23 protein-coding genes are annotated in these 26,903 nt (G+C 24.6%); 16 read left to right on the plus strand and 7 right to left on the minus strand.

What is annotated here, in order from left to right; translation table 11 throughout:
• Window positions 1-93: 93 nt before the first annotated feature.
• Window positions 94-1,593 (plus strand): sugar ABC transporter ATP-binding protein, encoded by a 1,500-nt coding sequence (locus tag T324_RS0107440; protein ID WP_028329665.1) that lies wholly within the window; start codon window positions 94-96, stop codon window positions 1,591-1,593.
• Between the two features lie 36 nt (window positions 1,594-1,629).
• Complete coding sequence (locus tag T324_RS0107445; RefSeq protein ID WP_028329666.1) at window positions 1,630-2,610, plus strand: ABC transporter permease; 981 nt, start codon at window positions 1,630-1,632, stop codon at window positions 2,608-2,610.
• Between the two features lie 51 nt (window positions 2,611-2,661).
• Here T324_RS0107445 and T324_RS0107450 read toward each other — a convergent pair whose 3' ends face one another.
• Window positions 2,662-3,363 carry a hypothetical protein gene (locus tag T324_RS0107450; protein ID WP_028329667.1) on the minus strand — a complete coding sequence of 234 codons (702 nt, stop codon included), beginning with the start codon at window positions 3,361-3,363 and terminating at the stop codon, window positions 2,662-2,664.
• Window positions 3,364-3,516: 153 nt separating this feature from the next.
• On the opposite strand from T324_RS0107450, the gene T324_RS0107455 reads away from it, so the two are divergent.
• The 7 genes from T324_RS0107455 to T324_RS0107485 all read left to right on the plus strand — a co-directional run bounded on the left by T324_RS0107455 (window position 3,517) and on the right by T324_RS0107485 (window position 12,364).
• Window positions 3,517-4,812 (plus strand): ABC transporter permease, encoded by a 1,296-nt coding sequence (locus tag T324_RS0107455; RefSeq protein WP_038375119.1) that lies wholly within the window; start codon window positions 3,517-3,519, stop codon window positions 4,810-4,812.
• The gene (locus tag T324_RS0107460) at window positions 4,805-5,494 is read left to right on the plus strand and encodes an ABC transporter ATP-binding protein (RefSeq protein WP_028329669.1); all 690 of its coding nucleotides are present in this window, start codon (window positions 4,805-4,807) and stop codon (window positions 5,492-5,494) included. Before T324_RS0107455 ends, T324_RS0107460 begins: the two co-directional genes overlap by 8 nt.
• Window positions 5,495-5,549: 55 nt before the next feature.
• Window positions 5,550-7,493 carry an ABC transporter ATP-binding protein gene (locus T324_RS0107465; protein WP_028329670.1) on the plus strand — a complete coding sequence of 648 codons (1,944 nt, stop codon included), beginning with the start codon at window positions 5,550-5,552 and terminating at the stop codon, window positions 7,491-7,493.
• Between the two features lie 3 nt (window positions 7,494-7,496).
• Window positions 7,497-8,711, plus strand: a complete 1,215-nt coding sequence (locus T324_RS0107470; RefSeq protein ID WP_028329671.1) for a glycosyltransferase family 2 protein — start codon at window positions 7,497-7,499, stop codon at window positions 8,709-8,711.
• A 56-nt stretch (window positions 8,712-8,767) separates the two neighbouring features.
• Window positions 8,768-9,958: a glycosyltransferase family 2 protein gene (locus T324_RS16975; protein WP_051436812.1), complete on the plus strand. Its 1,191-nt coding sequence runs from the start codon at window positions 8,768-8,770 to the stop codon at window positions 9,956-9,958.
• A gap of 61 nt (window positions 9,959-10,019) precedes the next feature.
• On the plus strand, window positions 10,020-11,234 hold the full coding sequence (locus T324_RS17725; protein WP_028329672.1) for a glycosyltransferase family 2 protein: 1,215 nt from the start codon (window positions 10,020-10,022) through the stop codon (window positions 11,232-11,234).
• A 2-nt stretch (window positions 11,235-11,236) separates the two neighbouring features.
• Window positions 11,237-12,364, plus strand: coding sequence for a glycosyltransferase (locus T324_RS0107485; RefSeq protein ID WP_028329673.1), 1,128 nt, complete (start codon window positions 11,237-11,239; stop codon window positions 12,362-12,364).
• On the opposite strand, the gene T324_RS0107490 is transcribed toward T324_RS0107485, so the two are convergent.
• Window positions 12,361-13,890: a glycosyltransferase 61 family protein gene (locus T324_RS0107490; protein WP_028329674.1), complete on the minus strand. Its 1,530-nt coding sequence runs from the start codon at window positions 13,888-13,890 to the stop codon at window positions 12,361-12,363. The genes T324_RS0107485 and T324_RS0107490 overlap by 4 nt on opposite strands.
• Window positions 13,891-14,003: 113 nt before the next feature.
• Between T324_RS0107490 and T324_RS16985 the strand changes: the two genes are divergently transcribed.
• The 7 genes from T324_RS16985 (at window position 14,004) to T324_RS0107530 (ending at window position 21,269) form a co-directional block, all read left to right on the plus strand.
• Entirely contained in the window at window positions 14,004-15,197 is a 1,194-nt protein-coding gene (locus T324_RS16985) for a radical SAM protein (protein WP_051436813.1), read from the plus strand.
• A 131-nt stretch (window positions 15,198-15,328) separates the two neighbouring features.
• Entirely contained in the window at window positions 15,329-16,537 is a 1,209-nt protein-coding gene (locus T324_RS16990; protein ID WP_051436814.1) for a glycosyltransferase, read from the plus strand.
• Between the two features lie 368 nt (window positions 16,538-16,905).
• Complete coding sequence (locus T324_RS17730) at window positions 16,906-17,928, plus strand: FkbM family methyltransferase (RefSeq protein WP_051436815.1); 1,023 nt, start codon at window positions 16,906-16,908, stop codon at window positions 17,926-17,928.
• A gap of 117 nt (window positions 17,929-18,045) precedes the next feature.
• On the plus strand, window positions 18,046-18,843 hold the full coding sequence (gene rfbF, locus T324_RS0107515; RefSeq protein ID WP_028329675.1) for a glucose-1-phosphate cytidylyltransferase: 798 nt from the start codon (window positions 18,046-18,048) through the stop codon (window positions 18,841-18,843).
• On the plus strand, window positions 18,825-19,877 hold the full coding sequence (gene rfbG, locus T324_RS0107520) for a CDP-glucose 4,6-dehydratase (RefSeq protein WP_028329676.1): 1,053 nt from the start codon (window positions 18,825-18,827) through the stop codon (window positions 19,875-19,877). Before rfbF ends, rfbG begins: the two co-directional genes overlap by 19 nt.
• 1 nt (window position 19,878) lies before the next feature.
• A complete protein-coding gene (gene rfbC / locus T324_RS0107525; protein ID WP_028329677.1) occupies window positions 19,879-20,412 on the plus strand; it encodes a dTDP-4-dehydrorhamnose 3,5-epimerase in 534 nt (177 codons plus the stop codon).
• Entirely contained in the window at window positions 20,409-21,269 is an 861-nt protein-coding gene (locus tag T324_RS0107530; protein ID WP_028329678.1) for an NAD-dependent epimerase/dehydratase family protein, read from the plus strand. The genes rfbC and T324_RS0107530 overlap by 4 nt, the downstream gene beginning before the upstream one ends.
• Here the strand turns inward: T324_RS0107530 and T324_RS0107535 are convergent.
• From T324_RS0107535 to T324_RS0107555, 5 genes are all read right to left on the minus strand, one after another.
• Window positions 21,266-22,534: a glycosyltransferase family 4 protein gene (locus tag T324_RS0107535; protein WP_028329679.1), complete on the minus strand. Its 1,269-nt coding sequence runs from the start codon at window positions 22,532-22,534 to the stop codon at window positions 21,266-21,268. The two genes, T324_RS0107530 and T324_RS0107535, sit on opposite strands and share 4 nt — an antisense overlap.
• 120 nt (window positions 22,535-22,654) lie before the next feature.
• Window positions 22,655-23,764 (minus strand): FkbM family methyltransferase, encoded by a 1,110-nt coding sequence (locus T324_RS0107540; protein WP_028329680.1) that lies wholly within the window; start codon window positions 23,762-23,764, stop codon window positions 22,655-22,657.
• Between the two features lie 10 nt (window positions 23,765-23,774).
• Window positions 23,775-24,881: an FkbM family methyltransferase gene (locus T324_RS0107545; RefSeq protein ID WP_028329681.1), complete on the minus strand. Its 1,107-nt coding sequence runs from the start codon at window positions 24,879-24,881 to the stop codon at window positions 23,775-23,777.
• A 2-nt stretch (window positions 24,882-24,883) separates the two neighbouring features.
• Entirely contained in the window at window positions 24,884-25,852 is a 969-nt protein-coding gene (locus tag T324_RS0107550) for a radical SAM/SPASM domain-containing protein (RefSeq protein ID WP_028329682.1), read from the minus strand.
• 4 nt (window positions 25,853-25,856) lie between these two features.
• Complete coding sequence (locus T324_RS0107555; protein WP_028329683.1) at window positions 25,857-26,861, minus strand: radical SAM/SPASM domain-containing protein; 1,005 nt, start codon at window positions 26,859-26,861, stop codon at window positions 25,857-25,859.
• Window positions 26,862-26,903 lie beyond the last annotated feature (42 nt).

Raw genomic sequence — 26,903 nt, forward strand, 5'->3', positions numbered from 1 at the left:
CTATCTTAAAATATTAAAAAGTGGAGATATGTTGAATAAACAATCTCCGCTTTTAATAAAACTATTTTAGAATATTTATAAAGGTTATATAATATGGAAGAAGAATATAGATTAAAAGTTTCTCATGTATATAAGTCTTTTCCAGGTGTGCAGGCTTTAAAAGATATTAATTTGGCTGTAAGAAAAGGTACCGTGCATGTATTATGTGGTGAGAATGGTGCTGGAAAGTCTACATTAATGAAAATAATTAATGGTATATATAAAGCTGATATTGGCGGTATAGAGATAGACGGAAAAGCAGTGCAAATAAAAAATCCGATACAGGCTAGAAAATTAGGTATATCAATGATATTCCAAGAGCTTAATTATGTTCCTGAGATGACAGTTGAAGAAAGTCTTGTTTTAGGTGATTGGCCTATGACTTCTTTTGGAACTGTAAATTGGAAAAAGATAAGAAAAGATGTTGTTGATATATTGAAAAAAGAAGGTTTAAATTATTCTCCTACTACAAAATTAAAAGAATTGACTGTATCTGATGTTCAAATGTTGGAAATTATTAAATCAATAGCTAATAATGCTAATATATTTATTATGGATGAGCCTACTTCAGCTATTACTAATAAAGAAGTTGATAGATTATTTGATAAAATAGCTGAGCTTAAATCAAGAGGTGCTTCTATAATTTATATATCTCATAAAATGGATGAAATTTTTAAAATTGCTGATGACATTACTATATTAAGAGATGGTGAAACTATACTTACAGACAAAGCAGAAAATTTTGATATAGATAAGGTCATATCATTAATGGTAGGTAGAAAACTTGGAAATAACTATCCTAAAGAAACAATAGAATTAGGAGAAAATGTTTTAGAAGTTAAAGATCTATATTCTGAAAATGTATTTAATAAATGCAGTTTTTATGCAAGAAAGGGTGAAATAGTGGGTTTTGCTGGTCTTATGGGTGCTAAAAGAACTGAGCTTGTAAGAACTATATTTGGTATAGATAAACATTCTTCTGGTGAAATAAAGATTAAAGGTGAAGTTAAAAACATAAATAGTGTATCAGACGGCATTAATAATGGTATTGCAATGCTTTCAGAAGACAGAAGAAGATTTGGTATAATTCCATGCAGAAGTGTTAGAGAAAATGTTTCTTTAGCTAGTTTAGGAAAATTTTTCTATAATCAATTTTGGCATAAAGGAAATGAAAATAAAGAAGTTACAAAATATTGTGAGAAGATGAATGTAAAAACAGCTTCTTATGAAGTTAGTATAGATACACTTTCTGGAGGAAATCAGCAAAAAGTATTGCTTGCAAGATGGATATTAGAATCTCCAGATATATTAATAATGGATGAACCAACTAGAGGTATAGATGTCGGAGCTAAATTTGAAATATATAAATTAATGACAGATTTAGTAAAAGAAGGCAAAACATTAATAGTGGTATCTTCAGAACTTCCAGAGCTTATAGGTATGTGTGACAGAATATATGTTATGTGCAAAGGAAGTATAGCTGGAATGCTCAATAGAGATGAGTTTTCTCAAGAAACTATAATGAAATTGGCAACAGGTACTATTACAATGTAATAAAAAAATATAATAAAAATAAATTAGGAGATAGAAATGAAAGTTGATATAAAAAAGATATATAGTGAAATGATGAGTAAATACAGCATATATTTTATACTTTTAATAATGATAATAGTATCATCATTTTTAAATAGCAATTTCTTAACTTTTGCCAATTTTAGTAATATTTCAAGCCAATTAGCTGTAACTACTATTTTAGCATGCGGTGCTACTATGCTTATCATATCAGGAATGATAGACTTATCATGCGGAAGTGTTCTTGCTTTGGCAGGTGTTTTATCTGTAGCTTCATATAAAGCAACTAATAATATGATTTTAGCTATACTTGTTGCTATAGTTATTGGTGTTATATGTAATTTAATAAATGGTATAATGATAACTAGATTTAAAGTTCCTCCATTTATTGCTACATTGGCTATGCTTACTATGGCAAGAGGAGCAGCATTAAAATATACAGCAGGACAAAATATATATCAAATAGGAGATTATACTATATTAGGTCAAGGTACATTACCAGGCGGAATACCTATATCTGTATTATTTTTAATATTATTCGTTGTTATTACTTGGTATATACTTACCCATAAAAAATTGGGAAGAGCTTTATATGCCATAGGAGGTAATGAAGAGGCTGCTATTGCATCTGGAATAAATGTTAATAGATCCAAAATAGAAGTATTTATTATAAATGGTATATTTGTAGGATTTGCCGGTGTATTATTTATGTCAAGAAATAACGTAGGTCTTCCTAATGGTGCTGTAAGCTATGAGTTAAAAGCTTTAACTGCTGCTGTTATAGGCGGAACAAGTTTTTCAGGCGGTTTAGGTACTGCTCAAGGAACTATAGCTGGTGCTTTTATAGTTGGATTTTTGGATAATATTATGACTCTTATTGGTGTTGACTCTTATATACAGCAGATAATAAGAGGTGCTATTATTGCTATAGCGGTTATTTACGATTTGTATTCTAAAAATAAAACTTTGAAAAATAAATTAAAGGCTCTTAAAAATTAATTAATATTCTCTTTATAAAAGCAGGTCTAAGTTATTAGAGCTGCTTTTTTTTTAATTTAAAAAATCTGGTGGGAATTTTTTAACTCTATCTTTAAATAAGAATTCTATTAATTTTCTTGTTCTTGTTAATAAAAAATATGACCATAATTCTATTGAGGTTTGTCCTATTGTATAAGTTTTTATTTCATCTATTGGAATTTGTATATTCTTTTTTATATTTGAACTTAGATTAATTTTTAATTCTGCTTCATAATATTTTCCTTTTATATGAAAATCAGGAAGCATATCATGTACTATGCAGTTTCTTACACATTGAAGAGTTTTAGCTAAATTATATTCTTCTCTTGGAAGCATTTTATAATTGTTAACTATAGATATTAAAATTCCTATATTGCACTGTGCCAAATCCTCTACATTAGTAATTTTTTCTTCATATCTTTTTCCATTATTATATCTATATATGGATATAAATCCATCTTCTTTCATTTTTTCTTCCAATAAAATCATAAGAGACTGCTCAAACATACTTCCTACTAGAGTACAGCTAGCCTCAAAATATCCGAAATAATAATTCTGATGAACTTGATAAAGCAGTTTTAACATGTGTTCTAATCGGTCATTATTTATTTGACCTACATGCATTCTTGTGTATTGTAAAGCTTTTCTCCTAAGTTCAGCCTTTTCTAAAAACTCATCATTATATCTTTCTTTGAGAGTTAATTTTGGTTGTTTTACTTTTTTTGCTTCATCCATTTTATAATCCAATAGTAATATACAATATATTAACATTATGATAAAATTATTCAAGTTTAATAAAATTAGGTTTAAATTTAATTATATATAATATATAATATTCTAGTCATTTAATTCTTTATATATTAAGGAGATGCTTTGAGATTAGAATTAATGCTTGGCGTTAGATATTTAAGGGCCAAAAAGAAATTTTCATTTGTTTCAATAATCACTATTATATGTGTGCTTGGTATATTAGTAGGCGATATGGTGATGATCACAGTTCTTTCTGTTATGAATGGTTTTCAGGATGATATAAGAGATAAAATACTTGGAATGAGAGCACATATAAATATAAGTGCTTACAGTGATCAGCCGCTTACAGATTATAAATACGTTGTTGATAATATAATAGATAATAAAGAAATCACTAGTGCTTATCCTTATATTGTTCTTCCTTGTATAATGCGTTCCTACAATTTTACTATACTTATAACAGTACGTTCATTTGAGGATAATATATTTAGTACGGATAAAGATTTTATTAAATATTTTAATTTTGTTGAAGGAAATAATAAAGATATGAAAACTAATGAAGCATTAATAGGTTCAGAAATGGCAAAAGATTATGCTTTATCGGTTGGAGATACTATTGATATAATTTCAGCTTCAGGAAGTTTTGATAGGGGATTTAAGCCTCAGAAAACAACTTTCACTATTAAGGGTATATATAAAACAGGCTATTATGAATATGACAGCAGAATGGTAATAGTCCCTCTTTCTACTGGTCAAGCCATGGTTGGTTATGATAATGCTGTTACTGGAGTTGCTGTTAAGGTAAAAAATTTTTTTGATGCGGATAAAGTAGCAAAAAAGATTGATACTGATTTAAAAGAATTTTATAATGTTATGCCTTGGATGCTTTTTGATAGAAATTTCTTTCAGGCTTTGCATACAGAAAAATTAATGCTTGCTTTAATTCTTTCATTTATTATATTAATTGCGGCATTAAATATTGCGTCAAGTCAGATAATATTTGTAAAGGATAAAAGGCGTGATATTGCTATAATAAAAACTTTAGGATTAAGACCTTCTAATGTAGCCAAAGTTTTCTTTTTGGAAGGAGCTATAATAGGAATAATCGGTACTGTGCTTGGAGTTATATTCGGTATTCTTCTAGCAAGTTATGTTAATGAGGCATTGGAGGGAATAAGGATTATACTTCAAGTAATAGTTAATATTATTTGGTTTATACCTTCAAAATTAAGCAGTGCAATATCAATTCCAATAGTTCCAGACTTCTTTCCTTCTGATATATATTATGTAAGCGGTGGACTTCCTTCTATAATACATGCTTCACAGGTTATAATGGTTGCTAGTATTTCATTCTTACTTTCTGTTTTATTTGCTATAATACCGGCTTATATTGCAAGCAGATATAAACCTGCGGAGGTATTAAGATATGAGTAATAATAAAGAAGTTTTAATAAAAATAGAAAATTTAAAAAAGACATATATTGGTCCTCCAAAAGTAGAAGTTTTAAAATCTTTGAATTTAGATATTTATAAAAATGAGATACTTGCAATTACAGGAGAGTCAGGAAGCGGTAAAACTACACTTTTAAATTTAATAGGCGGAATAGATGATATAACGGAAGGCAGTATAAATATTGCAGGCAACAATATTGGAAAGATGAATGAGGGACAATTAGCACATTTTAGAAACAGTTCTCTTGGTTATGTTTTTCAGTTTCATAATCTGCTTGGAGAGTTTAGTGCTATAGAAAATGTTATGATACCATCATTAATGTTTAAATATAATAAGAAAGAAGCAAGACAGAAAGCGGAAGCATTGCTTGAAATAGTAGGTTTAAAAGATAGAATGGAGCATAGAATAGGTGAGCTTTCAGGGGGAGAATCACAAAGAGTTGCTATTGCCAGGGCTTTAATAAATAAACCAAGTGTTGTTTTAGCTGATGAGCCTACTGGAAACTTAGATAAAAAAAATGCTGAAATGGTTAGAGAATTACTATGGAATATGACTAGACAAAGTAATGCTTCTTTAATCATAGTTACGCATTCTCAATCTATTGCTGATATGGCTGATAGAAAATTGCGTTTAGAGTATGGTGAAAATTTAGTAGAGTATTGAAATATAAAATTTTATGCTATAGAATAATGCATAACAATGATTAGGATTTTTATTAATGATTAAGCAAATAAAAGAATTTTTCAAGAAAAAAGAAGAACAAAAAGGTCTTCATGAAACAGCAAGAAGTGATATACATATAGATAAATATTATTCTTCAGAAGAAAAACATGTATATAGAAGAATGTTTAAGTATGCTGTAAGACAAAAAGGATTATATTTTATACCTTTGCTAATCAGTCTTGTGTACACTATTATAAACATACTTCCTCCTTTTTTTGGTCAAATGGCTATAGCTCTTACAGGAGGTAAATCTGCTCAGCTTGTAGAAAGAATACCTATTTTGCAGAAATTATTTGAAATAGATGCAAAGGCTTTAGTTGGTAATGCCATGAATACAGGCAGTATATTAAATGCCAATTTACTTTTACAATTCACTGCTGTAATAATAATAGGATTAGTATATGTTGTATTAAGAGTAGGATTGGATTATTTAAAATCATTTTTATTTGGTTTTTGTACACAGGCAATAAATAGGGATGTACAAGCTGATATGCTAAAGTCTGTATTGAATACTGATATAGGATACTTTAAGCAGGAAAGAGAAGGTACTATATTAGCACGTATAAATGAAGGAAGTGTTATATCGAGCTTTGTTACTGGTACTTTTCCAAATATGATTACTATACCTTTAACTTTAATACTTACATTAGCTGTATTATTTTTCTTGAATGCTAAACTCACATTAGTATGTTTGATAGCAAGTCCGTTAATAGCTATAGGTACAGATATGATATCAAAACTTATAAAACCTAGAATTGCTAAGTCTCAGGAGATGACTGCTAATATGGGCGGTATAATGCAGGAGAATATGAGAGGTATTGAAGTTATAAAGATATTCTCTAAAGAAGATGTGGAAGTTGACAGATATATTAAATATAATAATGAGATAATAGATTATTCAAGAAAAATGACAATGATTTCTGTATTGAATAGACCATTAGTTGAGCTTATAATGATAGTTGCTATGCTTCTTATTTTAGCCTATGGTGGATATTTGGTATTTAATGGTGAGATGCCTTTTGAGTTTTTATGGGGATTTTTACTTTATATGCTTAATATTTCTACTCCGGTAAGAGATTTATCCGGTCTTTTTGTTGGTTTGCAAACAACTAAAGTAGTAGGTAAAAGAGTGTTTCAAATAATGGATTTACCTCAAGAAGAAGTTGATGATAAGACTAAAATGCCAATGAATCCTATAGAAAAGTCTATAGAGTTTAAAGATGTTGAATTTGAATATCCTAAACGCGGTAAGGAAGAACCATTTAAATTAGGACCTGTTAGTTTTAAAGTTAAAAAAGGTGATATAATTGCTTTTGTTGGTAATTCAGGCGGAGGAAAAACTACATTAGTTACATTGATACCTAAATTATTTATTCCTTCATCCGGACAGATATTATTTGATGATATAGATTATAGAGAAATAAATACTAGAAGTTTAAGACAGCATATAGGTGTAGTATCTCAGGAAAATATTTTATTTTATGGAACTGTTAGGGATAATATAATATACGGTGATACTAATGCTACTGATGATGATATGATAAGAGCTGCAAAAATAGCACATGCTGATGAGTTTATATTGAAGCTTCCTAATGGTTATGATACACATATCGGACCTAGAGGTATAATGCTTTCCGGAGGTCAGCGTCAGCGTATTGCATTAGCTAGAGCAGTGTTGAGGAAGCCTTCTATACTAATTCTTGATGAAGCTACTAGTGCTTTGGATACTGAAAGTGAAATGTATGTACAAAAGGCATTAAATGAGATTATCAATCTTCAAACTACATTTGTTATTGCTCATAGGCTTTCTACTATAAAAAATGCTACATATATTTGTGTTGTTGAAGATGGTAAAATAATAGAATCTGGTACACATGAAGAATTAATGAGCAAAGGCGGAAAATACCAATATTTATATTCATTGCAGTTTAGAGAGTAATTTATGGATAATAGAGAACCTTTTATATCTATAATAGTACCTGTTTACAATACTGAACAATATTTAAAAAGATGTTTAGACAGTGTTGTTAATCAGACTTTTAAAGATATAGAAATAATAATAGTTAATGATTGTTCTCCAAAAAATTGTAATGAAATAGTAAAAGAATATAATGATGAAAGAATAGTTTATATTAAGCATGATATTAATAAAGGTACATTAGCTTCAAGAAAAACAGGAAGTATAAATGCTAATGGAAAATATATTACTTATCTTGATTCTGATGATGAATTGTATATTAATGCATGTCAGCTTATATATGATGAATACAAAAAAATAGAAGTTGATATTATACATTTTTCTGCTGAAGCTGTGCTAGATGATAATTTAAATATTAGTGCAAAAGAAAAAACAAAAGCAGTTAATAAAGTTGAATGGTATCTTTCATCTTCAAGAAATTTGATTAATGAAAAATATTTATTTTATGAGGTTGCACAAGAAAAATTACCGCATAATATGTGTGGAAAGGCATACAAAAATGAATTGATAAAAAAATCTCTTGATTATATACCTGATGTAAGATTAAATAATGCTGAAGATATGCTTCAATTTTTAATAACAATTTATTTTGCATCAAGTTATTCTGCTATAAATAATAAATTATATATTTACCATATAAGTATAGGGGAAAGTAGTAGTAATCGAGATAGTAGTTTAATGTCAGTAGAAAAATATGATATTTTATGTAAGGGTTCTTCCATAGCATGTAATGAGTTTCTTTCATTTTTAAAAAAGCAAGGTGCTGAATTATTGTATGGATTTTATTATTATACTATATACTATAATCAGTATCGATTCTTAAAAGAAAAAATAGTAAACAATGAAAATAAAAATAAATTTATAGATGTATTAGAAAGTTATTTTGATGTGAATATTATTAATATGTATTTGAATTTAAAAGAATACGAAGATTTAAAAATACAAAAAGAAAAAAATATTATTAATAAACTTACTCCATACTTTTTTTCTATTATAATGTATGAGTATTATATCAATATAAAAATTTTGGGTATAAAAATAAATTTAAAAAATAATAAATGTTTAAAAGAACCTAAAATAATATCTTTTAATTCTTTATTAAAAAATATATTTTCTATTAATACTGATAATAAAAATGATAAGTATATTAAAATACTTTTTATAAAAGTCAAATTATAATTTGTTGTTTTGTATATTTATGATATAATATTTCAAATTATGATTGAGAGTTTTATATGTCTTTATTTTCCATTATAATACCAGTATATAATACTGAAAAATATATTTCTAAATGTCTGAATAGTTTAGTAAATCAAACTTTTAAAGATATAGAAATTATTGTAGTTAATGATTGTTCAACTGATAATTCTAAACAAATTATAGAATCTTATAAAGAAAAAGATAATAGAATAATATATATTGAAAACGAAGTAAACAGCGGTCCTTTAGTTGCTAGGAAAAATGGTACTTTAAAATCTAGTTCAAAGTATGTTACATATATTGATTCTGATGATGAGCTTGAGTTAAATACATTTGAAGAAGTAGTTAATATTTTACAAGATAAAGAATATGATGTAATACATTTTGATATGTTAGCTATAACAGATGATAAAAAACAGAAGAAAGAAATTGAGAGGTATAGTTCTACAAAACTAAGTGTAATTGATGAAAATTATTTATTTAATGAAATACTTCTAGTTAATATCGCAAGTACAATATGTGCGAAAATTTTTAAAAGAGAAATAATGGTTGAGGCTTTTAAATATATAAAAGATAAAAAATGTGTATTTTCTGAGGATATGCTTCAAGGTGTAATTGCTTTTTATTTTGCAAAATCATATAAAGCTATAGATAAGAAACTTTATAAATATCGTTGCAATGTAAGTGTGAGTAATAAATCATCTGATGAATTAAGTTTAGATAAATATCAAACTATATGCAGTGATTTGAGATATTCTCTTGATACTTTATATAATTTTCTATGCAGTATAAAAAAAGATAAATTATACTACTATGAGTTTTTATTTTTATCATATAGACATTATGAGTTTATAAAAAATAAAATTGATAAAAATAATTCTGATTATATAGAAGTTTTGAATTCTTATTTTTCTCAAGATTTTATAGATGAATATAATGAATGCGTATTAAAAAATAAATACTATTTGAATAAAAAAGAAAAATTAGAAAAAATTAATAAAAAACTTCTTCCTTATTTCTTTTCTGTAATAGTTAATGGATATAATACTTCTATAAGATTGTTTGGAATTAATGTGAACTTGCAAAATAATAAATGTTATTATGAACCATTAGTTATAACTATAAGTAATATATTGAGAGGATTATTTTCTATTCAAGAAGAAAAAGAAAATAATATCAAAAAAGTTTTTATTAGAATTCTTGGTTTGAAAATTAGAATAAAATGATTAATTGACAAATATAATGATTAATATTATAATGTGAAAATATTTGATTTTTAGAGTTTTTATGTTTAAATTTTTATTTTCTAAGAGAGATGAAGGTATAAATTGTAATAGAAAAATTTTTGGTATTTCTATTACTACAAAACCAAATAGATTAAAGTTAAAACAATTAGATGAAAAGATAGAAAAACTAAAAAAAGAAAATACTATTTTAAATAATTTAGTTTCATCATGTTCATATCAAAATTTAACAAAAGAGTATATAGCAAATTTAGATAGCAGAAAACCTTTTGTTTCTGTAATTATAACAGTTTATAATTTAGGAAGAAGATATTTAGTTCAATGTTTAGAAACTGTTATAAATCAGAGTTTAAAAAATATAGAAATTATATTAGTTAATGATTGTTCTCCTTTGGAAGAGGATGATAAAGTATGCAATGAATATGCTGATAAAGACAAGAGAATAAAATATATTAAAAATGATATTAATCTTGGTGCGGGTAAATCTAGGATGGTTGGTTTATCTATAGCAAAAGGCTATGCTATATCTTTTATAGATGGGGATGATTTTTTATCTTTAAATCTTTATGAAATAAGTTTTTATGAGATGATAAAGAATAATGTTGATATAGTATGCTATAGTTATAATATGTTTAATGTGGATGATATGACATTTAGAGATTCAAATATAGGATATACTCCTTATACAGCCATTTATGGGAAATATGTTTTAGAGTTTTATTCTTCAAAAAATAATCCATTAGATATGGGATTATGGACTAAACTATATAAAAAAGAGTTATTAGAAAAATTAGATTCTGATAGTATCATAAATAGAAATAGAGCAGATGATATAACATATAATTTTAAGATATTTCTACATGCTAAGAGTCTTTTGTATATTCCATTAAACTTATATTTTTATACATACAATAGAAATACATCAATTACGAATTCTTCAATAAAAAATGATAAATATTTTACAGATATAAAAGATGTTTTTCTTGATATTAATAATTATTTGGTGAAGAATCATTTTGAAAGTTATGTTCTATATTTAAATGCTTTATTTTCTCATTTTTTTATAGATTTATATGAAGTTGCTCTTTATATGAATAGATTAAATAAAACGTATCATTATTTAGAATTATTGTCAGATATAATTAATGAGTTTATACATAATAAGATAATAGATAGAAATATTTTATTACAACATGTAAAATCATTAACTGATAAAAATGGTATTATTGAATGGTATAATAAGAATATTAAAGGCTGATAATGAATAATATTTTTAGCATAACTGATATAGATGATAAATTTAAGTCATTAAATATTTTTAATATTAAAATAGCTATAAAAAAGAAATATTATAAATTATTTTTTAAACATAAAATAAAAGAAAACTCAATTTTAATAATAGAAATAAATAGTGGTCACGGTGAAACTATACCAAGTTTTATTAATTATTTTCAAAAGTTAAATTATAATGTTGATATTATAGTAAATTATGATATGGTAAGAGATAAAATATTAAATAAATTTTGTTTTAATAATATTAATTTATTCTATATGACTTTTGATGAAATAAATAAAATATTAGAAAATAATATTATAAATAAATATAAATATCTGTTTTTTAATTCGCTTGGTTTTTATAAAGAGAATAAAGTTACTCATATTTTAGAAATTAATAATAAGATAAATATTCCCATTGAAAAAATTGTAGGAGTAGAACATAGTATTATAGACGATAATCTAAGATTATGTAAGGAAAATACTATTACTCTCTTACCTAATAGCAGTAAATGTAAATATGCTAACCCTCATTATTTTGGAGAAATTAAATCAAAAAATAAAAATAAAGATATTATAAAATTTATTTTGACTGGAAGGGAAGTTCATAGTGCAAAAAATATAGATTTATTAATTAATGCTATAAGGAATATTATAAAATCTGGTATTAATAATTTTAAGTTAATTTTGACAGGCAGGGTTTCAGATTTAAATATAAATATAGATGATATTAAAGATAATGTAGAGTTTACAGGTTATTTAGATTATGTATCATTATATAATATGATAGAAGAGTCAGATTTTATTTTGCCTATGCTTGATCCTAATATAGAGTCTCATAAAAGATTTTTTGAAGATGTTTCCGGAAGCTTTCAATTAGTTTATGGTTTTGGAATTATACCTATAGTTCATAAAGCTTTTTCTAGCAGATATGGTTTAGATAATAATAATTCTTTAATTTATAATAATGATGATGAGTTTATTGAAAATATAAAGTATGCTATAAATATGTCTGATAAAGAATATGAAAATAAAGTTATAAATATATTCAAATACTCAGATAAATTATACAAAGAATCTTTAGAAAATATTAAATCTATATTAAAAGATTAATATTTATCTTTTTTATTTTTATATTTATTGTATAAATTGTTAAATGCTATTTCCTCATTTTCTTTCCAAAAAGGCGGTGTTGGTAAATTAAATTTATTTCTTAATTTTTGTCTTAAACTTGATATTGGAATTAATTTTACTAAAGAATGAAGCATTCTTGTTTTTAAATCTAGTTCATGATTTAATTTTATATTTATTATATTTAATCCAAATATTTGTATTACAAAAAAATTATCTATTTGAAAAGATCCTACTTTAGTAGTTTTACCTATAAATAGAAAAGTTTTTATTGGTATAGTACTTTCATTTATACTATTATGTTGTAAATCTATTAATTTATCTGATAACTCATCTTTAGATATTTCTTCTACATCACGAAGTATAAATTTAGGGTACATTATATATTGTCTTTTATATACCTTTGACCAAGTAAATATATAATCTATGATTTGATTATATCCATACATAAAATCTTTTTTATTATATTTAAAATTATTGTCATCAAAGAATTTAAATAGGTATTCTGTAGCACCTATTAAAAAAGGTCCTGCGGTAACAGCCGGTGGTAAAAAATTATTATTTGCAGATATTATTGTTGTTCTAGAATTAACTAAAATATCAAAATTAAAAAAATAATTTTCAGTGTTATTCCTATTAATAATTATATTTTCCAAATTATTATTAGCAAATACTATATGTAATTGATTTGTTCCAGCAGAACCTACAAACGATTCAGCACCTTTTAGTATAGATATTTTTTCATATAATGATAATTCTTCTGGATAAAATATTTTATAACCATTATTTTTGAATGTTTTATCTATAGGATCGTTGCATAATGTTCTTTTTTGAGATAATTTATTTCTAGAAAAATAAACTTTCTTGTATTTTGACGGATTAACATTTTCTTTTATTTTATTAATTATATCCTTGTATTTTATATTAATTTGCCAATCTAATTTCAATGATTTTTCAGGTACTATAACTTCTTTAAATTTTAAAGGCTCTTTAGCTATTATGATATTCTCTTTTTTTATGCCAAATAATTTTAATAAATCTGTACAATCTTGAGAAATCTCCCTTATAAATACTACTTTATAATCATTAATATCTTTATCTAATAAGTACCATAATCTATCTATAGATTCCCCCAATGTTTCACCATATTGAGCTTGACCATACCCTAATCCCATAAATACTGCTTTTTTATTAATTATTTGTATAGTTTTCTCATCAAAATCATTTCCCCAATTATCATAATTTAATTCATTATTTATATTTTCATTGTTTGTATTTTGATTTTGTGAATATACGTTTATAGATGCACCTCTTTTTGATAATTCAGATATCATACCATTTTCTCTAAATACTCCGCCAATTTTAGAATCTATTCCTCCAAATGGAATTATTATACCATTTTCTATTTTCTCGTATGATAATTTTTCTTCGGATATATTTTTACATATGTTATATGATCTGCTTATTATTGATTTCATTATATCATTTGCATAGATTTTTATATACATGATTATCCAGTTAAATAGTATTGATATTTTGCTAATTATATAATAATATATGAATTATATCAATATTTTTTATTTAATCAGTAATCCAATTTAGTAATGAGGAAAATATATAGATGAAAAAAATATCAGAAATGACTGTAATACAAATAGATATAACTAATGCGTGTGTTCATAGATGTTCAAATTGTACTAGATTTTGCGGACACCATAAAAAAAATTTTTTTATGGATTTTGAAACATTTAAAAAAGCTGTAGATTCATTAGATGAATATAAAGGATGTGTAGGTATTATAGGAGGAGAACCTACATTACATCCTGAATTTGAAAAATTTTGCGACTACCTAAAGAAAAAGAGATTAAATAATGCTAATTTACAAACATCAAGATATCCAATAAATAAGATATCTGATTATATAGCCGAAAATTTTACTTATTTTTCAGAAAGCAAAACAGGTCTTTGGTCATCTTTAAATAATTTATATTATAAATACTATGAAACTATACAAGATACTTTTGAATGTCAGAATTTAAATGATCATAATAATATATGCGAGCATCAGGCTTTATTAATGCCAAGAAAGGAATTAGGTATTAGTGATGAGGAATGGATAAAAAAACGTGATGCTTGTTGGATTCAAAATACTTGGTCAGCAACTATAACTCCTAAAGGCGCCTTTTTCTGTGAAGTAGCTGGCTCCTTGGATATGCTTTTTAATGGTCCTGGCGGATGGGATATTACTAAGGATTGGTGGAAAAGAGAAGTTTCTGAATATGAAAGTCAATTGCATTGGTGTGAATTATGTTCAGGATGTTTGGATGTTCCTCAAAGGCTTTCAAATGATGAAATAGATGATATCACACCAAATATGTTTAATAAATTGAAAGAAATAAATAGCCCAAAAATTAGTAAGGGATTGTATGCTGTATATGATGTGAATAAATATAATATTGATAAATCTAATTATAATACATTTATAACTGGTCAAGATTATATGATGAATTCACGTTTGATAAATGAAAATAAAAATCTATTGCCAAAAAATTTTAAAATAATAAATAAAATAGATAGATCTATTTCTTTAGAAAATAAAGAAGAGTTTAAAGATTGGGTTATTTTTTCCAAAAAATCTAATGAGGCTGAAGATATAATCAAAAATTTAGATAATACAATTATTAATCCGGGATGTTTATATAAATATAATAATTCATACATTTTTAATGTATTATCACGTTCTATTAGAGATAATTTATCAAATATATGTTCTTTGGATGATTTAATAAAATGTATCCTAAAGATAAAGTTATAATTCTTAAAGAATCATTGATTGATAAAATTTTTTCTATTAAAACTATTTATCTTAGAAAGAGAATTACAAAAATTATAAATATACTTGGAGCTAAAATTTCTATTGTTAAAAATATTTAAGGTAATAATTATATGAAAGTAAGTGTGATAATACCTGTTTATAATGTAGAAAAATATTTAGAAGAATGTTTAAATAGCATTATAAATCAAACATTAAAAGATATAGAAATTATATGTGTTGATGATTGTTCAACAGATAAAAGTTTTAATATATTAAAAGAATATGAAAAGAAAGATTCTAGAGTAAGATTATTCAAAAATGAAAGAAATACTGGAGGACCATCTGTAGGAAGAAATTTAGGTATAGATTCGGCTTTGGGAAAATATATTTATTTTATAGATGCTGATGATTATATATCTAATGATTATATAGAAAATTTATATATTACTGCTGAGAAATATAATTCAGATATCATTAGTAATCTAAATATATATGAAGTTATAAATGATTGTATAAAACCTTTTCAGCCTGAAGTATATAATAATATAGAAAAATGGAAAAAAGAATATCCAAATAACTACTTAGAAGGAGAATCTATTTTAAGTATAAAGAATGAATATGAAGGTAAAAAAGAATTCCTTTCTCTAGTCGTATGGAATAAATTATATAGGCTTGATTTTATAAAAAATAATAATTTATATTTTATGCCGTCTCCAATAGAAAAAGATGATGGTTCAGAAGATATACATTTTTATTATAAATTAGTATTAAATGAACCAAAAACTTCTTATAATCATAAAGGTATTTATTATTATAGGCAAATAGATTCTTCAATAATGAAATCATTAAAAACAATAGAACCAGTATATTTAAGATTAAAAGATTGTATAAATTATACTAATTATAAAGAGAAATTATGTTATTTAATGCCAAGTTTATTTAAAAGTATATATTATAGATTTTCAATTTTAGCAGATAAAATAGATTCTTATAAGTATATACATGATTTTGCTAATGAAGTAAATATAGATAAAACTTTATTATCAAAAAATAATTATTTGGAATATAGTTTTATAAAATTAAATGATAGTTATGATAAATATTTGGTATCAAAAGATTTATACATCAGCTTAATAAATAATTATGAAAATGAAATTAGAAAAGTTGATAATTGGATAAAGTTTATAGGTATATATAATACATTAGACAGTATTATATTTGTTTTCTTTTTTATAAGAATTAAGATAAAATTAAATCATAATTCAATAAATAAGATAGCATGGTTAATACCATTTAGAAGATGCAGAGATATTTTTAGGTCAAAATTTAAAATGAACTAGATCTAATATTAATAAGTAAAGAATATATATTCAAATAAATTAATAAAATATATACTATGTTAAAGTAAATTTCTGTATAAGCTTTTATTTTAATACTATGCAATTAATGTGGTTTATACGTATTAAAAAAATTATATATGAGTTTATAAAAATAAAATAATTTAAATATATTTATTTTTTAATAATGATAAACTATTGTTTTTTATATTATTTTAATTTATAATAGGCCAAATGATTAATTTTTATTATTACTATATAGCTTGTTTCCAAGCCAAGCCAAGCCAAGCCAAGCCAAGCCAAGCCAAGCAATTAAATTATTTTATTACATTTATCTGTTTTCTTTACAGATGTTTTATTAGGAGTATTCTATGAATATTGATGTTGTAAATAGGATAGTATATTATATTCCAATTAGAAAATTAAGAGATGCTGTTAGAGAATATCTTTTAAATACTTCTAATATTAGTATAAAAGCTTTCGATCATAAACAAATAATATTATTTAGAGAAAATATCAATTCTGATAAAAATTTTTTATCAAAATATAAAAAACTTATTAATGGACTTGATGATGATTCTATATCTAAGATATTTAATATTTTAGTAAAAATAATGAAATATAATAATATTAATGATAATGTGTATTTTGATGATTATGAATCTAAAATTATAGGTGATATACAAAAGAAATTTTATCCGTATATTGTAGAAGATAAACTAAGTCATACTTTTATTTATAATAAATATATATTAGCATATAATCATTTTGAGATAAATATTTTTTATGAAAAACATGGTTTGAATAATATAAAAAATATTGATTTTATAAAAGATAAAAATATTATAGATGCTGGAGGCTATATTGGAGATTCTGCTATAGTGTTTTCTGATTATACTGATAAAAAGATTTATAGTTTCGAGCCATTTAAAAATAATTATAATTCAATGTTAAAAACTATAGAATTAAATGAGGTTCAAAATATAGTCCCTATTAATATGGCTTTAGGTAATGAGAATAAAGAAATATCTATATATTATGATGGTGAGAATTCTAGCGGATTATCTATAGATAATAAGGAAAGTGAAGTTAATTCTAAAAAAGAAATTGTAAATATGGTTACATTAGATAAGTTTGTTGAAGATAATAATATAGAAGTAGGTTTAATAAAAACAGATTTGGAAGGGTTTGAGCAAAAATTTTTAGAAGGAGCTATAAATACAATTAAAAAGCAAAAGCCGATTTTAATGATTAGTATATATCATAATTATGATGATTTTTTTAATATAAAGCCTTTAATTGAGAGTTGGAATTTAGGTTATAAATTTAAAATTATTAAGCCTAAAATTGATTGTTTAATATTGGAAACTGTATTATTAGCTGAAGTATATTAATAATTATTTTTATACAGTATTTCAATTTACTTCTATTCTGACAATGTTTTTATATAAATAGTTTGACATTTATCCTTTTTAATATAGACTATACATATATAATTTTAAGGATAGTATATGAAGGCAGTTATACTAGCTGGCGGACTTGGTACAAGACTCGGTGAAGAAACATCCATTAGACCAAAACCGTTAGTAGAAATAGGCGGGCGCCCAATTATATGGCATATAATGAAACATTATTCTCATTATGGGATAAATGAATTTGTTATTCTTTTGGGATATAAAGGGTATATGATAAAAGAATTTTTTGATAACTATAGAAGACATTTATATGATATGAGAATAAATTTTAAAGAAAATACATCAGAAATACTTAGAAAAGATTCTAATGTTGAGAATATAGAAGTTGATAATTGGATTGTAGATTTAATTTATACTGGTGAAAATACTCAAACAGGTGGAAGATTGAAGAGAGCCTATGATTATTTAAAAAATGAAGAATCTTTTTGTTTAACTTATGGGGATGGTGTTTCTAACGTTAATATAAAAGAAGAATTAGAATTTCATAATAGTCATGGAAAAATAGCTACTATAACAGCAGTATTTCCTCCAGCAAGATGGGGGGCTATCAGTATTAATAGTGATAATACAGTTACAGATTTTATAGAAAAGCCTAGAGGTGACAACGCTTATATAAATGGAGGTTTTTTTGTTTTAAATAAAGAAATATTTAATTATTTAGAAGATGATACTACAATTTTTGAACAAAAACCATTAAGAGAATTAGCTAAAAATAATGAACTTATAGCATTTAAACATGAAGATTTTTGGCAATGTATGGATACTCAAAGAGACAAATTTTTATTGGAAGATATGTGGGCTAAAGGTGATGCTCCATGGAAAAGTTGGAAATGAATAATATATTTAGTTTATTTAAAAATAAGAAAGTTTTAGTAACAGGACATACTGGATTTAAAGGTGCTTGGCTATCAGAGCTTCTTAACACTATAGGTGCTGATGTTTATGGTATATCTTTAGATGCGGATAAATTATCACTATATAATTTGATTGATTTAAAAACAAAAGTAAAATCTTATATTCAAGATATTAGAAATTTAGAAAGTATAAAAAAAATAGTAAAGGAAATTAACCCAGATATAATTTTTCATTTAGCAGCACAGCCTATAGTTTTAGAAAGTTATAATGCCCCTGTATACACTTATGAAACAAATGTTATAGGTACAATTAACCTAATGGAAGCTATGAGAGAATTGAATAATTTGGAATGTGCTGTTATGATTACAACAGATAAGGTATATGAGAATAAGGAATGGGCTTGGGGCTATAGAGAAATTGATGCTTTAGGCGGACATGATCCTTATTCAGCATCAAAAGCATGTTCTGAAATAGCTATAAAAAGTTATAAAAGATCTTTTCTTAATAATATAAATATAGTTAGTGTTAGAGCTGGTAATGTTATAGGCGGCGGTGATTTTTCAAAACATAGAATAATACCGGATATAGTTAGGGCTATAGAAAAAGACGAGCCTGTTGAACTTAGAAATCCAAATAGTGTAAGACCTTGGCAGCATGTACTAGATGTTCTTTATGGATATCTGTTAGTTTGTTATAATGCTAATGTTTCAGATAGTTATAATTTTGCTCCAATTGATGAAGGCAATATATATACCGTTGAATACATAACAAAAATATTTATAGAAAATATTGGCAGAGGAAGTTACAAAATAAATATACAAGATACAAATAAAAAAGAAATGAATATGCTAAGATTAGATTCATCTCTTGCCCGCAAAGAATTAAATTGGAAAGAAAAATTCAACACTAAAGAAGCTATTAAGCATACAGCTATTTGGTATAAAGAATATTTAAATAAAAATGATATTAATAATATAACAAAAATACAGATAAAAAATTATATTGGAATTTAAAATGTTTATAGAAAAAACTAATATAGAAGGTGCTTATTTATTACAAAATAATTATATAGAAGATGAGAGAGGATATTTTCTAAGATTATTTTGTAATGATGAATTAAAGAAAGCAGGTATTGATTTTGAAGTTAAGCAATCAAATATGAGTTATAGTTCTAAAAAGGGGACTTTAAGAGGCATGCATTATCAAATAGCACCTTATGCTGAAATAAAGGTTGTAAGATGTATTAAAGGCAGAGTTTTTGATGCAATAGCTGATATAAGAAAAGATTCTCCTACTTACGGTAAATATTTTACTGTGGAATTATCAGAGGAAAATGGTAAGATGCTTTATATTCCTCCTTATGTAGCTCATGGTATACAGACTCTTGAAGATGATAGTATGATATGTTATTTCGTAGGAGCCTCATTTGTGCCTAATGCTTATGGTTATTTAAGATGGAATGACCCGGCATTTAATATTCCATGGCCGGAATGTGAAAATAGAATAATTAGTGACAAAGATAAAAATATACCAGATTTTGTATTATGAAAAAAGTTTTAGTAACTGGAATTAATGGTCTTATAGGTCAATATATTAGACAGCCTTTAGAAGAATTAGGTTTTGAAGTTTTTGGTATTGGAACTAGATATATAGAAAAAGATAATTATTTTTCTACAGATTTAAATGATCATATAAAATTAGAAAAGATTTTTAATGATATAAAACCTAAATATTTGATACATTTAGCTTGGGATACTAAAAAAGGTTATTTAGATTCTGATTCTAATTTTGATTTATTATATTCCTCTATTAGAATGCTTAAATATTTTAAAGAAAATGGCGGAAAAAAAGCTGTATTTATTGGAACTTGTTTTGAATATAAATTTAAAGATACTCCATTAAAGGAAAATGATGAACTTAACCCTACAACAATATATGCCAAAACTAAAAATTATTTAAGAGAAGTATCTGAATTATACTCTAATAAAAATAATATAGATTTTTGCTGGGGAAGAATTTTTTATACTTATGGAGATAATGAGAATCCAAACAGATTATTTCCATATATTATTAATTGTTTAAAAAATAATCAAAAAGTATCTATAAACTATTCTCAATTAAAAAAAGATTATATATTTGCTGGGGATATTGCTAAAAGTATAGCTTTGATTACTGATTCTAATATAACTGGAATTATAAATTTATGCAGTAGTAATGCTATTTCATTGGCTGATATAGCTTTAACTATTGCTAAAAAATTTAACAAAATAGATTTACTTGATTTAAAAGAACTTGATACAAAAGAAGCACCCATAATAGTAGGTGATAATTCCCGTTTAGTGAATGAAGTCAATTTTAAAAATTTTACTCCTTTAGAAAAATGGGTTGATGTTTATTTGAATTAAAATATAAATTTGTCTAAACTTCCATCATCGAGAAAAGATTTATATTGTAAATGAGTGCCTTTAGAATTAGAAGTCCAATTGGGTTTTGATAGCTCTTTTTTTAAATCTTCAGTTGGGAGTTCAAATATTTTTTTGTATTCTCCTAAACTTTCAAAAAATATATCTATAGTTTTTATATGTTTTTTTTCTGTATTCCATTTTTTATACGTTTTTTCAATTTGCATAATTTCATTAAATACTTTATTCCAATTTTCTGACATTTTTTCTATAGAAAATTCTTTTATGGCATAGTTTTTAGCATTTTCTTGCATTTGTTTTAATAAATTTTTATCATAATACAATTTTTCTATTGCTTCAATATATTCTTCTTCATTTTTACATATAAAGCCGCAATTATTATTAATCATAGATTTTTCCATTTCATTATCAAAAACAACTGGTACTAATCCTGTAGTCATTGCTTCTTGTATAGATTGATCGCATGTACCAAAATGACCTTTAGTAAGAGGATATCCAAATATTTTACTAATTTTTAAATATGGTATTATATCTTTTACTTTACCAGCAAAAATAAACTTATCAGCGATTCCTAATTTTTTAGTATAGTTTTCTAATTCTAAATTATTAGGACCGCCTACAACTATAAATTTTATATTATCTATATTAATTTTATTACATAATTCTACAAAATTATTATACATTTTAGCGTTATCAACAGTTCCTATATATAAAACATTAAAAAAACTATTATCATCTTCTTTTTCTAAATTATAATATTTACTTAAGTTTGATGTAGACCATATAGATATAATTGAATTTTTATTATCATATTCTGTAATTTCTTTAGTTTTAAAACTCATCGGAGTTGTAAATATAAATTTATCAGGATAATTCAATATTTTATTTGTAAATACATTTGGAGGATTTATTCCGGAAATATGAGACCATAAAATTAATCTGCACTTAGGTAATTTGTTTTGTACTATCAAATGATAGAGTAGGGGATGATTCCAAAAATGTATTAGTACAATATCTGAATTTTTTATATCATTTAGAATTTCATTCTCATTTTTACTCATATTCTCTTTTAATTGAAATTCTAATTCCTCTAATGTTATTTTAGCTTTCTCATTAGCATAATCTAAACATATAACGGAATGCTGAAAATTTTTATTACTTTTTTCATGTTTAAACCAATCTAATAATACTGTGCCAACACCGCCTCCAAGATGAGGTGTAATGTGAAGAATTTGTATTCTATTCATATATAACTAATATATAATATTTTATTAATTAAGTAAAGGAAAGAAAAACCTATGCAGCAAGCATAGGTTGTAATTTTTTTATTATTCTTATATTATTTGAATATATGTATTCTTTACATATTAATATTGGTCTGGTCTGGTCTGGTCTGGTCTGGTCTGGTCTGTCCAACAATAAAGTACTGTTTCATCAAAACCAATAGAATGATGTCTTAATGATAAATTGTATTCAGGTACTAGTTCTTTTATAAACTGAGGTATTGTTAATAGATCATCTGGTTTATGATATACAGATATAGCCATTTTTGGCTTATATTTTTTTATACTATTTATAGCCCCTTTTAACATATTTAATTCTTCGCCCTCTATATCAGCTTTTATAAATGTTACTGGTATATCATTGAAATAATTATCTATAGAATAACTTTTAATAGTACTATCTCCAATTTTACTCAAACGGTTTGATGACATAATACCATCGTTATTAATATAAAATTCTGATACCTTACTAGATATGCCAGCATTTATTAATATAATATTATCATCATTGATAGCCCATTCTTTTTTTAATCTGTTTATTCTAATGTTCATAGCTTCAAATTGATTAATTCCTATTTCAAAAGCATATATCTTTTTAAATATCCCATTCATATTATATATAAATCTTTCTATTGTATCTCCAACAAAAGCTCCTAAATCTATATATATTTCATTTACATTAATAGTATTAAAATTAGGTATGGCAAAATATTGATTAGGTTCATATATATTTTCACATAAATATTCTTTATCGTATAATTTAGAGTAAATTAATGTATATAGAACTTTTTTAGATTTATCATCATACATACTATCTCTTAAAGTTAAAAAATCTTTAAATCTATTAATAATAAACCACTTATCAAAAGATATAATATGCTTATATAGTTCTTTATTTTGTACTATAATTTCATTTGTTGCATGATGAGCTGTTATAAGTACTGCTTTAGATTTTTTAGCTATATCAGAATCTTTAGAAACTATATTAATACCATTTATATTTTGCCCATGTCTATTAACATTATTATCTATAAAACAATTAATTTTATAATTATTATTTAATAAATATTCACAAGCAAGCTCACCATATTGACCTGCTCCAAATAATGATACACCTTCTTCTTTTATTATTTTATCTATTTCTCCAAACTCTTTTATATTATCATCATAAACTTTATTTAAGTTAATATTCATGTATAATCCCTTATTTATTATTTATAGCATAAAATATAGCTGTATTTCCAACATAATCATGCAAATTAAAATATAGTTTATAATAAGGTAAACTATATAAAAACTTAGCTATTTTATATAAGCCGTCTTTATTATGATCAGCAAAAACCATTATGATAGGGCTGCATCTTTTAATTGTTTCTACAGCACCTAATAATGCATTTAATTCATTACCTTCTATATGTAATTTGATTATTGTTGGATTAATATTTAAACTATCTATACTTATAGATTCTTTTACATTATCACTTTCTTCAAATATTTTAGAAGCCATGCCGCCGCCTATATCTTCTTTAAAATTAACTAAGCCGTTTTTATCGTTTATAACTTTATCACTCAATAAAATACGTTCATCATTACCAAAATTATCTTTCAAATATTTATAAGCTTTGCTGTTAGGTTCAAATGCGTATATTTTATTAAACTTATTATTTGTTTTTTCTATAAATTTATTAATAGTTTGCCCTAAATCAGATCCGCAGTCCAGTAAAATTTCATTATCAGTTAATTGATTTTCAATACATGGAGATAAAAAATATTTTCTTCCAGATAATACAGGAAAATCTTTATTAATGACTTCTTTAACTCTTAATTTTTCCCATAAAAATTGTATATAATGATTTAATGATAATTCATCATGAGATAATGCTTCGCAAACTTTCTCTATTTCTTTTTGTTCATCTTTCGATATTTTATCTAAAAACCATCCGTTAGATAATAACTTCGGACATTTAATATATGCATAATTATAAAAATGCATAATATTTTTGAATTCTAATTCTTTTAAATAATTTTCTATTTCATTTCTGGATATAGTTGATATACAATTTAGAAACAGATAATTGTTTTTATCATTTTCTTTAATTTCATTTGGTGTGATTATATTTATATTTTCAATACAGCCTTTTTTGGATTTATCTATAATATATTTAGGCTTAACATTAATTTCTTTTAAAATATTAATGGCCATTTCCCCTAAAGAACCGGCACCATATAACACTATATCTTTTATTTCCAGTAAAGATGAAAAATCTTTTGCTTTATCATTAAAAATGTTTTCTAGTTTATCTAAAAACATAATCACTCATATTTTTTTAATAATTCCTCAGTATAATTATCAATATCATCATATTCGTTATAAAAATAATTTAATATATCGCAGTTTTTACAAATAGGTATTTTATTTCTATTACCATTAAGGTGTTCAATTCTTAATTTTTTTAACTTTTCTCCATTCCATATATTAACTAATGATTGTTCATATATATTTCCGATATAGAAATCATCATAAGCATGACAGCAAGGATATACATATCCATTAACATTGATTAATATAAAATAAAAAGGCTGAGGACATACTAATAAGCTATTAGATTTTGAATTTTTGTTTATTATTATATTAGAATAGTCTATATTATTATATAAATTTCCTATATTTTGAATAGTTAAATAATCACATTTATCTTCAAATAGTTCATAAAATATTTTTTTCTTTACTTCTGTATTAATTGCTATATCAGGCATTTTTAGAAATAATTTCATGGTATCTGGTTTATTCTCATATAAGTATTTAATATTATTTAAAAACTTTTTAAAATTTATTTTATAAGCACAAGTTTTATAATAATCTTCCGAATTAATACCTTGTAAAGATACCCTTATAGTTTTTATACCACTTTTTATTAATTTATTGGAATTTTCTTCTGTTAATAATGAACCATTAGTAACTAATACAGTATCATTTGCTATTTCGTTAGCTTTTGGTATCATCTCATATATATATTTATTTAATAGTGGCTCTCCTATACCAACAAAATTAAAAGTTTTTATTTTTTTAGGAAATTTTTTAGCTCCTTCTATTATTTTATCAAATGTTTCCATAGTCATAAATTCTGGTTTTATATTTACAGCTGAATGTCTGCAATATATACATTTAAAATTACAAGCGGATGTAGGTTCTATTTCTATTTTAAATGGTGTATCTAATGGAAGTACATCTTTTAAATATACTCGTCCTCTATACTCTATCCAATTAACTTCTTTAGCCATTATTCTACCTAATTTTTTTTAATAAATCTTCAGCATACTCATCAATATTATCAGGCATACCATGAGTAAGCTGTCCGCAATCCTTACATATTGGATGAGTTTTGCGTTCTTTTCTTAAAAAGAGCTTTCTTAAATCATTCATCTCTTTACTATTCCAAATGTCTTTAACTGTTTCTTTATTAACATCACCTATTATCAACTTTCTTTCCCAATCCAAATAACAGGCACTAGCTAGACCTGTGGAATTAATAGACATAGAATAAAATACATAAGGACAAACCATTACTTCCTTTATTTCTTGTCCATAAATACCTCTTTCCATATTTACATTTATTCCACCAAGTTCAAACTCTGGCCAGCAAGACATTACACTTTCGATATTCACTCCATCTGCTATTTCTCCAAAGATATTATAAAATTCCTGCTTTTGTTCTTCTGTAAGAATGTCACCATTAATTTTGATTATTACTTCACATTGTTTTTTGTTTTCATAGAAGAAAGCTATATTTTCTACTAATTTATTAAAATCTAGTTTTACTTTAGAGAAATCTAAATACTGTTCCGAGTTCATACCTTCTATAGATATATTTATTCTATCCAGTCCTGCTTCTATAATTTTTAAAGATAAATCTTTATTTAAAAGCGAAGCATTAGTAGTAGTATCAACTCTGTCTACTTTAGGAGATTTTTTAGCATATGAAATCATATCAGAAAAATGCTTATTAAGCAGTGGTTCTCCGTCTTTATAAAGTCTTATTACTTTTACTTTTCCTTCAAACTGTTGTAAATCATCTATAATTTTTTTATATAAATTAAAATCCATAGCACCAAAGTTTCTGCCATTAGTATTTTTCATAAGTTCTGTATTACCAGTAGGACAAAACTTACATTTGAAATTACATTTATCAGAAGGGTCTATAAAAATTATGAAAGGTGTTTCTAAAGGAATAACTGTTTCTAATTTGGTTCTATTTTCCAAGTCTATTCTTGGTTTGATTTTTGCTTTCATATAAAATGAATATTAATTCCTATAATTATGATTAAGTTAATT

The sequence above is a fragment of the Brachyspira alvinipulli ATCC 51933 genome (assembly GCF_000518245.1).
Classification (GTDB): domain Bacteria; phylum Spirochaetota; class Brachyspiria; order Brachyspirales; family Brachyspiraceae; genus Brachyspira; species Brachyspira alvinipulli.

Bases quoted from the DNA above. Each gene is read 5' to 3' on its own strand.
- T324_RS0107440 (WP_028329665.1), top strand. From the start codon at position 94: ATGGAAGAAGAATATAGATTAAAAGTTTCTCATGTATATAAGTCTTTT.
- T324_RS0107445 (WP_028329666.1), top strand. From the start codon at position 1,630: ATGAAAGTTGATATAAAAAAGATATATAGTGAAATGATGAGTAAATAC.
- T324_RS0107450 (WP_028329667.1), bottom strand. From the start codon at position 3,363: ATGGATGAAGCAAAAAAAGTAAAACAACCAAAATTAACTCTCAAAGAA.
- T324_RS0107455 (WP_038375119.1), top strand. From the start codon at position 3,517: ATGCTTGGCGTTAGATATTTAAGGGCCAAAAAGAAATTTTCATTTGTT.
- T324_RS0107460 (WP_028329669.1), top strand. From the start codon at position 4,805: ATGAGTAATAATAAAGAAGTTTTAATAAAAATAGAAAATTTAAAAAAG.
- T324_RS0107465 (WP_028329670.1), top strand. From the start codon at position 5,550: ATGATTAAGCAAATAAAAGAATTTTTCAAGAAAAAAGAAGAACAAAAA.
- T324_RS0107470 (WP_028329671.1), top strand. From the start codon at position 7,497: ATGGATAATAGAGAACCTTTTATATCTATAATAGTACCTGTTTACAAT.
- T324_RS16975 (WP_051436812.1), top strand. From the start codon at position 8,768: ATGTCTTTATTTTCCATTATAATACCAGTATATAATACTGAAAAATAT.
- T324_RS17725 (WP_028329672.1), top strand. From the start codon at position 10,020: ATGTTTAAATTTTTATTTTCTAAGAGAGATGAAGGTATAAATTGTAAT.
- T324_RS0107485 (WP_028329673.1), top strand. From the start codon at position 11,237: ATGAATAATATTTTTAGCATAACTGATATAGATGATAAATTTAAGTCA.
- T324_RS0107490 (WP_028329674.1), bottom strand. From the start codon at position 13,890: ATGTATATAAAAATCTATGCAAATGATATAATGAAATCAATAATAAGC.
- T324_RS16985 (WP_051436813.1), top strand. From the start codon at position 14,004: ATGAAAAAAATATCAGAAATGACTGTAATACAAATAGATATAACTAAT.
- T324_RS16990 (WP_051436814.1), top strand. From the start codon at position 15,329: ATGAAAGTAAGTGTGATAATACCTGTTTATAATGTAGAAAAATATTTA.
- T324_RS17730 (WP_051436815.1), top strand. From the start codon at position 16,906: ATGAATATTGATGTTGTAAATAGGATAGTATATTATATTCCAATTAGA.
- rfbF (WP_028329675.1), top strand. From the start codon at position 18,046: ATGAAGGCAGTTATACTAGCTGGCGGACTTGGTACAAGACTCGGTGAA.
- rfbG (WP_028329676.1), top strand. From the start codon at position 18,825: ATGGAAAAGTTGGAAATGAATAATATATTTAGTTTATTTAAAAATAAG.
- rfbC (WP_028329677.1), top strand. From the start codon at position 19,879: ATGTTTATAGAAAAAACTAATATAGAAGGTGCTTATTTATTACAAAAT.
- T324_RS0107530 (WP_028329678.1), top strand. From the start codon at position 20,409: ATGAAAAAAGTTTTAGTAACTGGAATTAATGGTCTTATAGGTCAATAT.
- T324_RS0107535 (WP_028329679.1), bottom strand. From the start codon at position 22,534: ATGAATAGAATACAAATTCTTCACATTACACCTCATCTTGGAGGCGGT.
- T324_RS0107540 (WP_028329680.1), bottom strand. From the start codon at position 23,764: ATGAATATTAACTTAAATAAAGTTTATGATGATAATATAAAAGAGTTT.
- T324_RS0107545 (WP_028329681.1), bottom strand. From the start codon at position 24,881: ATGTTTTTAGATAAACTAGAAAACATTTTTAATGATAAAGCAAAAGAT.
- T324_RS0107550 (WP_028329682.1), bottom strand. From the start codon at position 25,852: ATGGCTAAAGAAGTTAATTGGATAGAGTATAGAGGACGAGTATATTTA.
- T324_RS0107555 (WP_028329683.1), bottom strand. From the start codon at position 26,861: ATGAAAGCAAAAATCAAACCAAGAATAGACTTGGAAAATAGAACCAAA.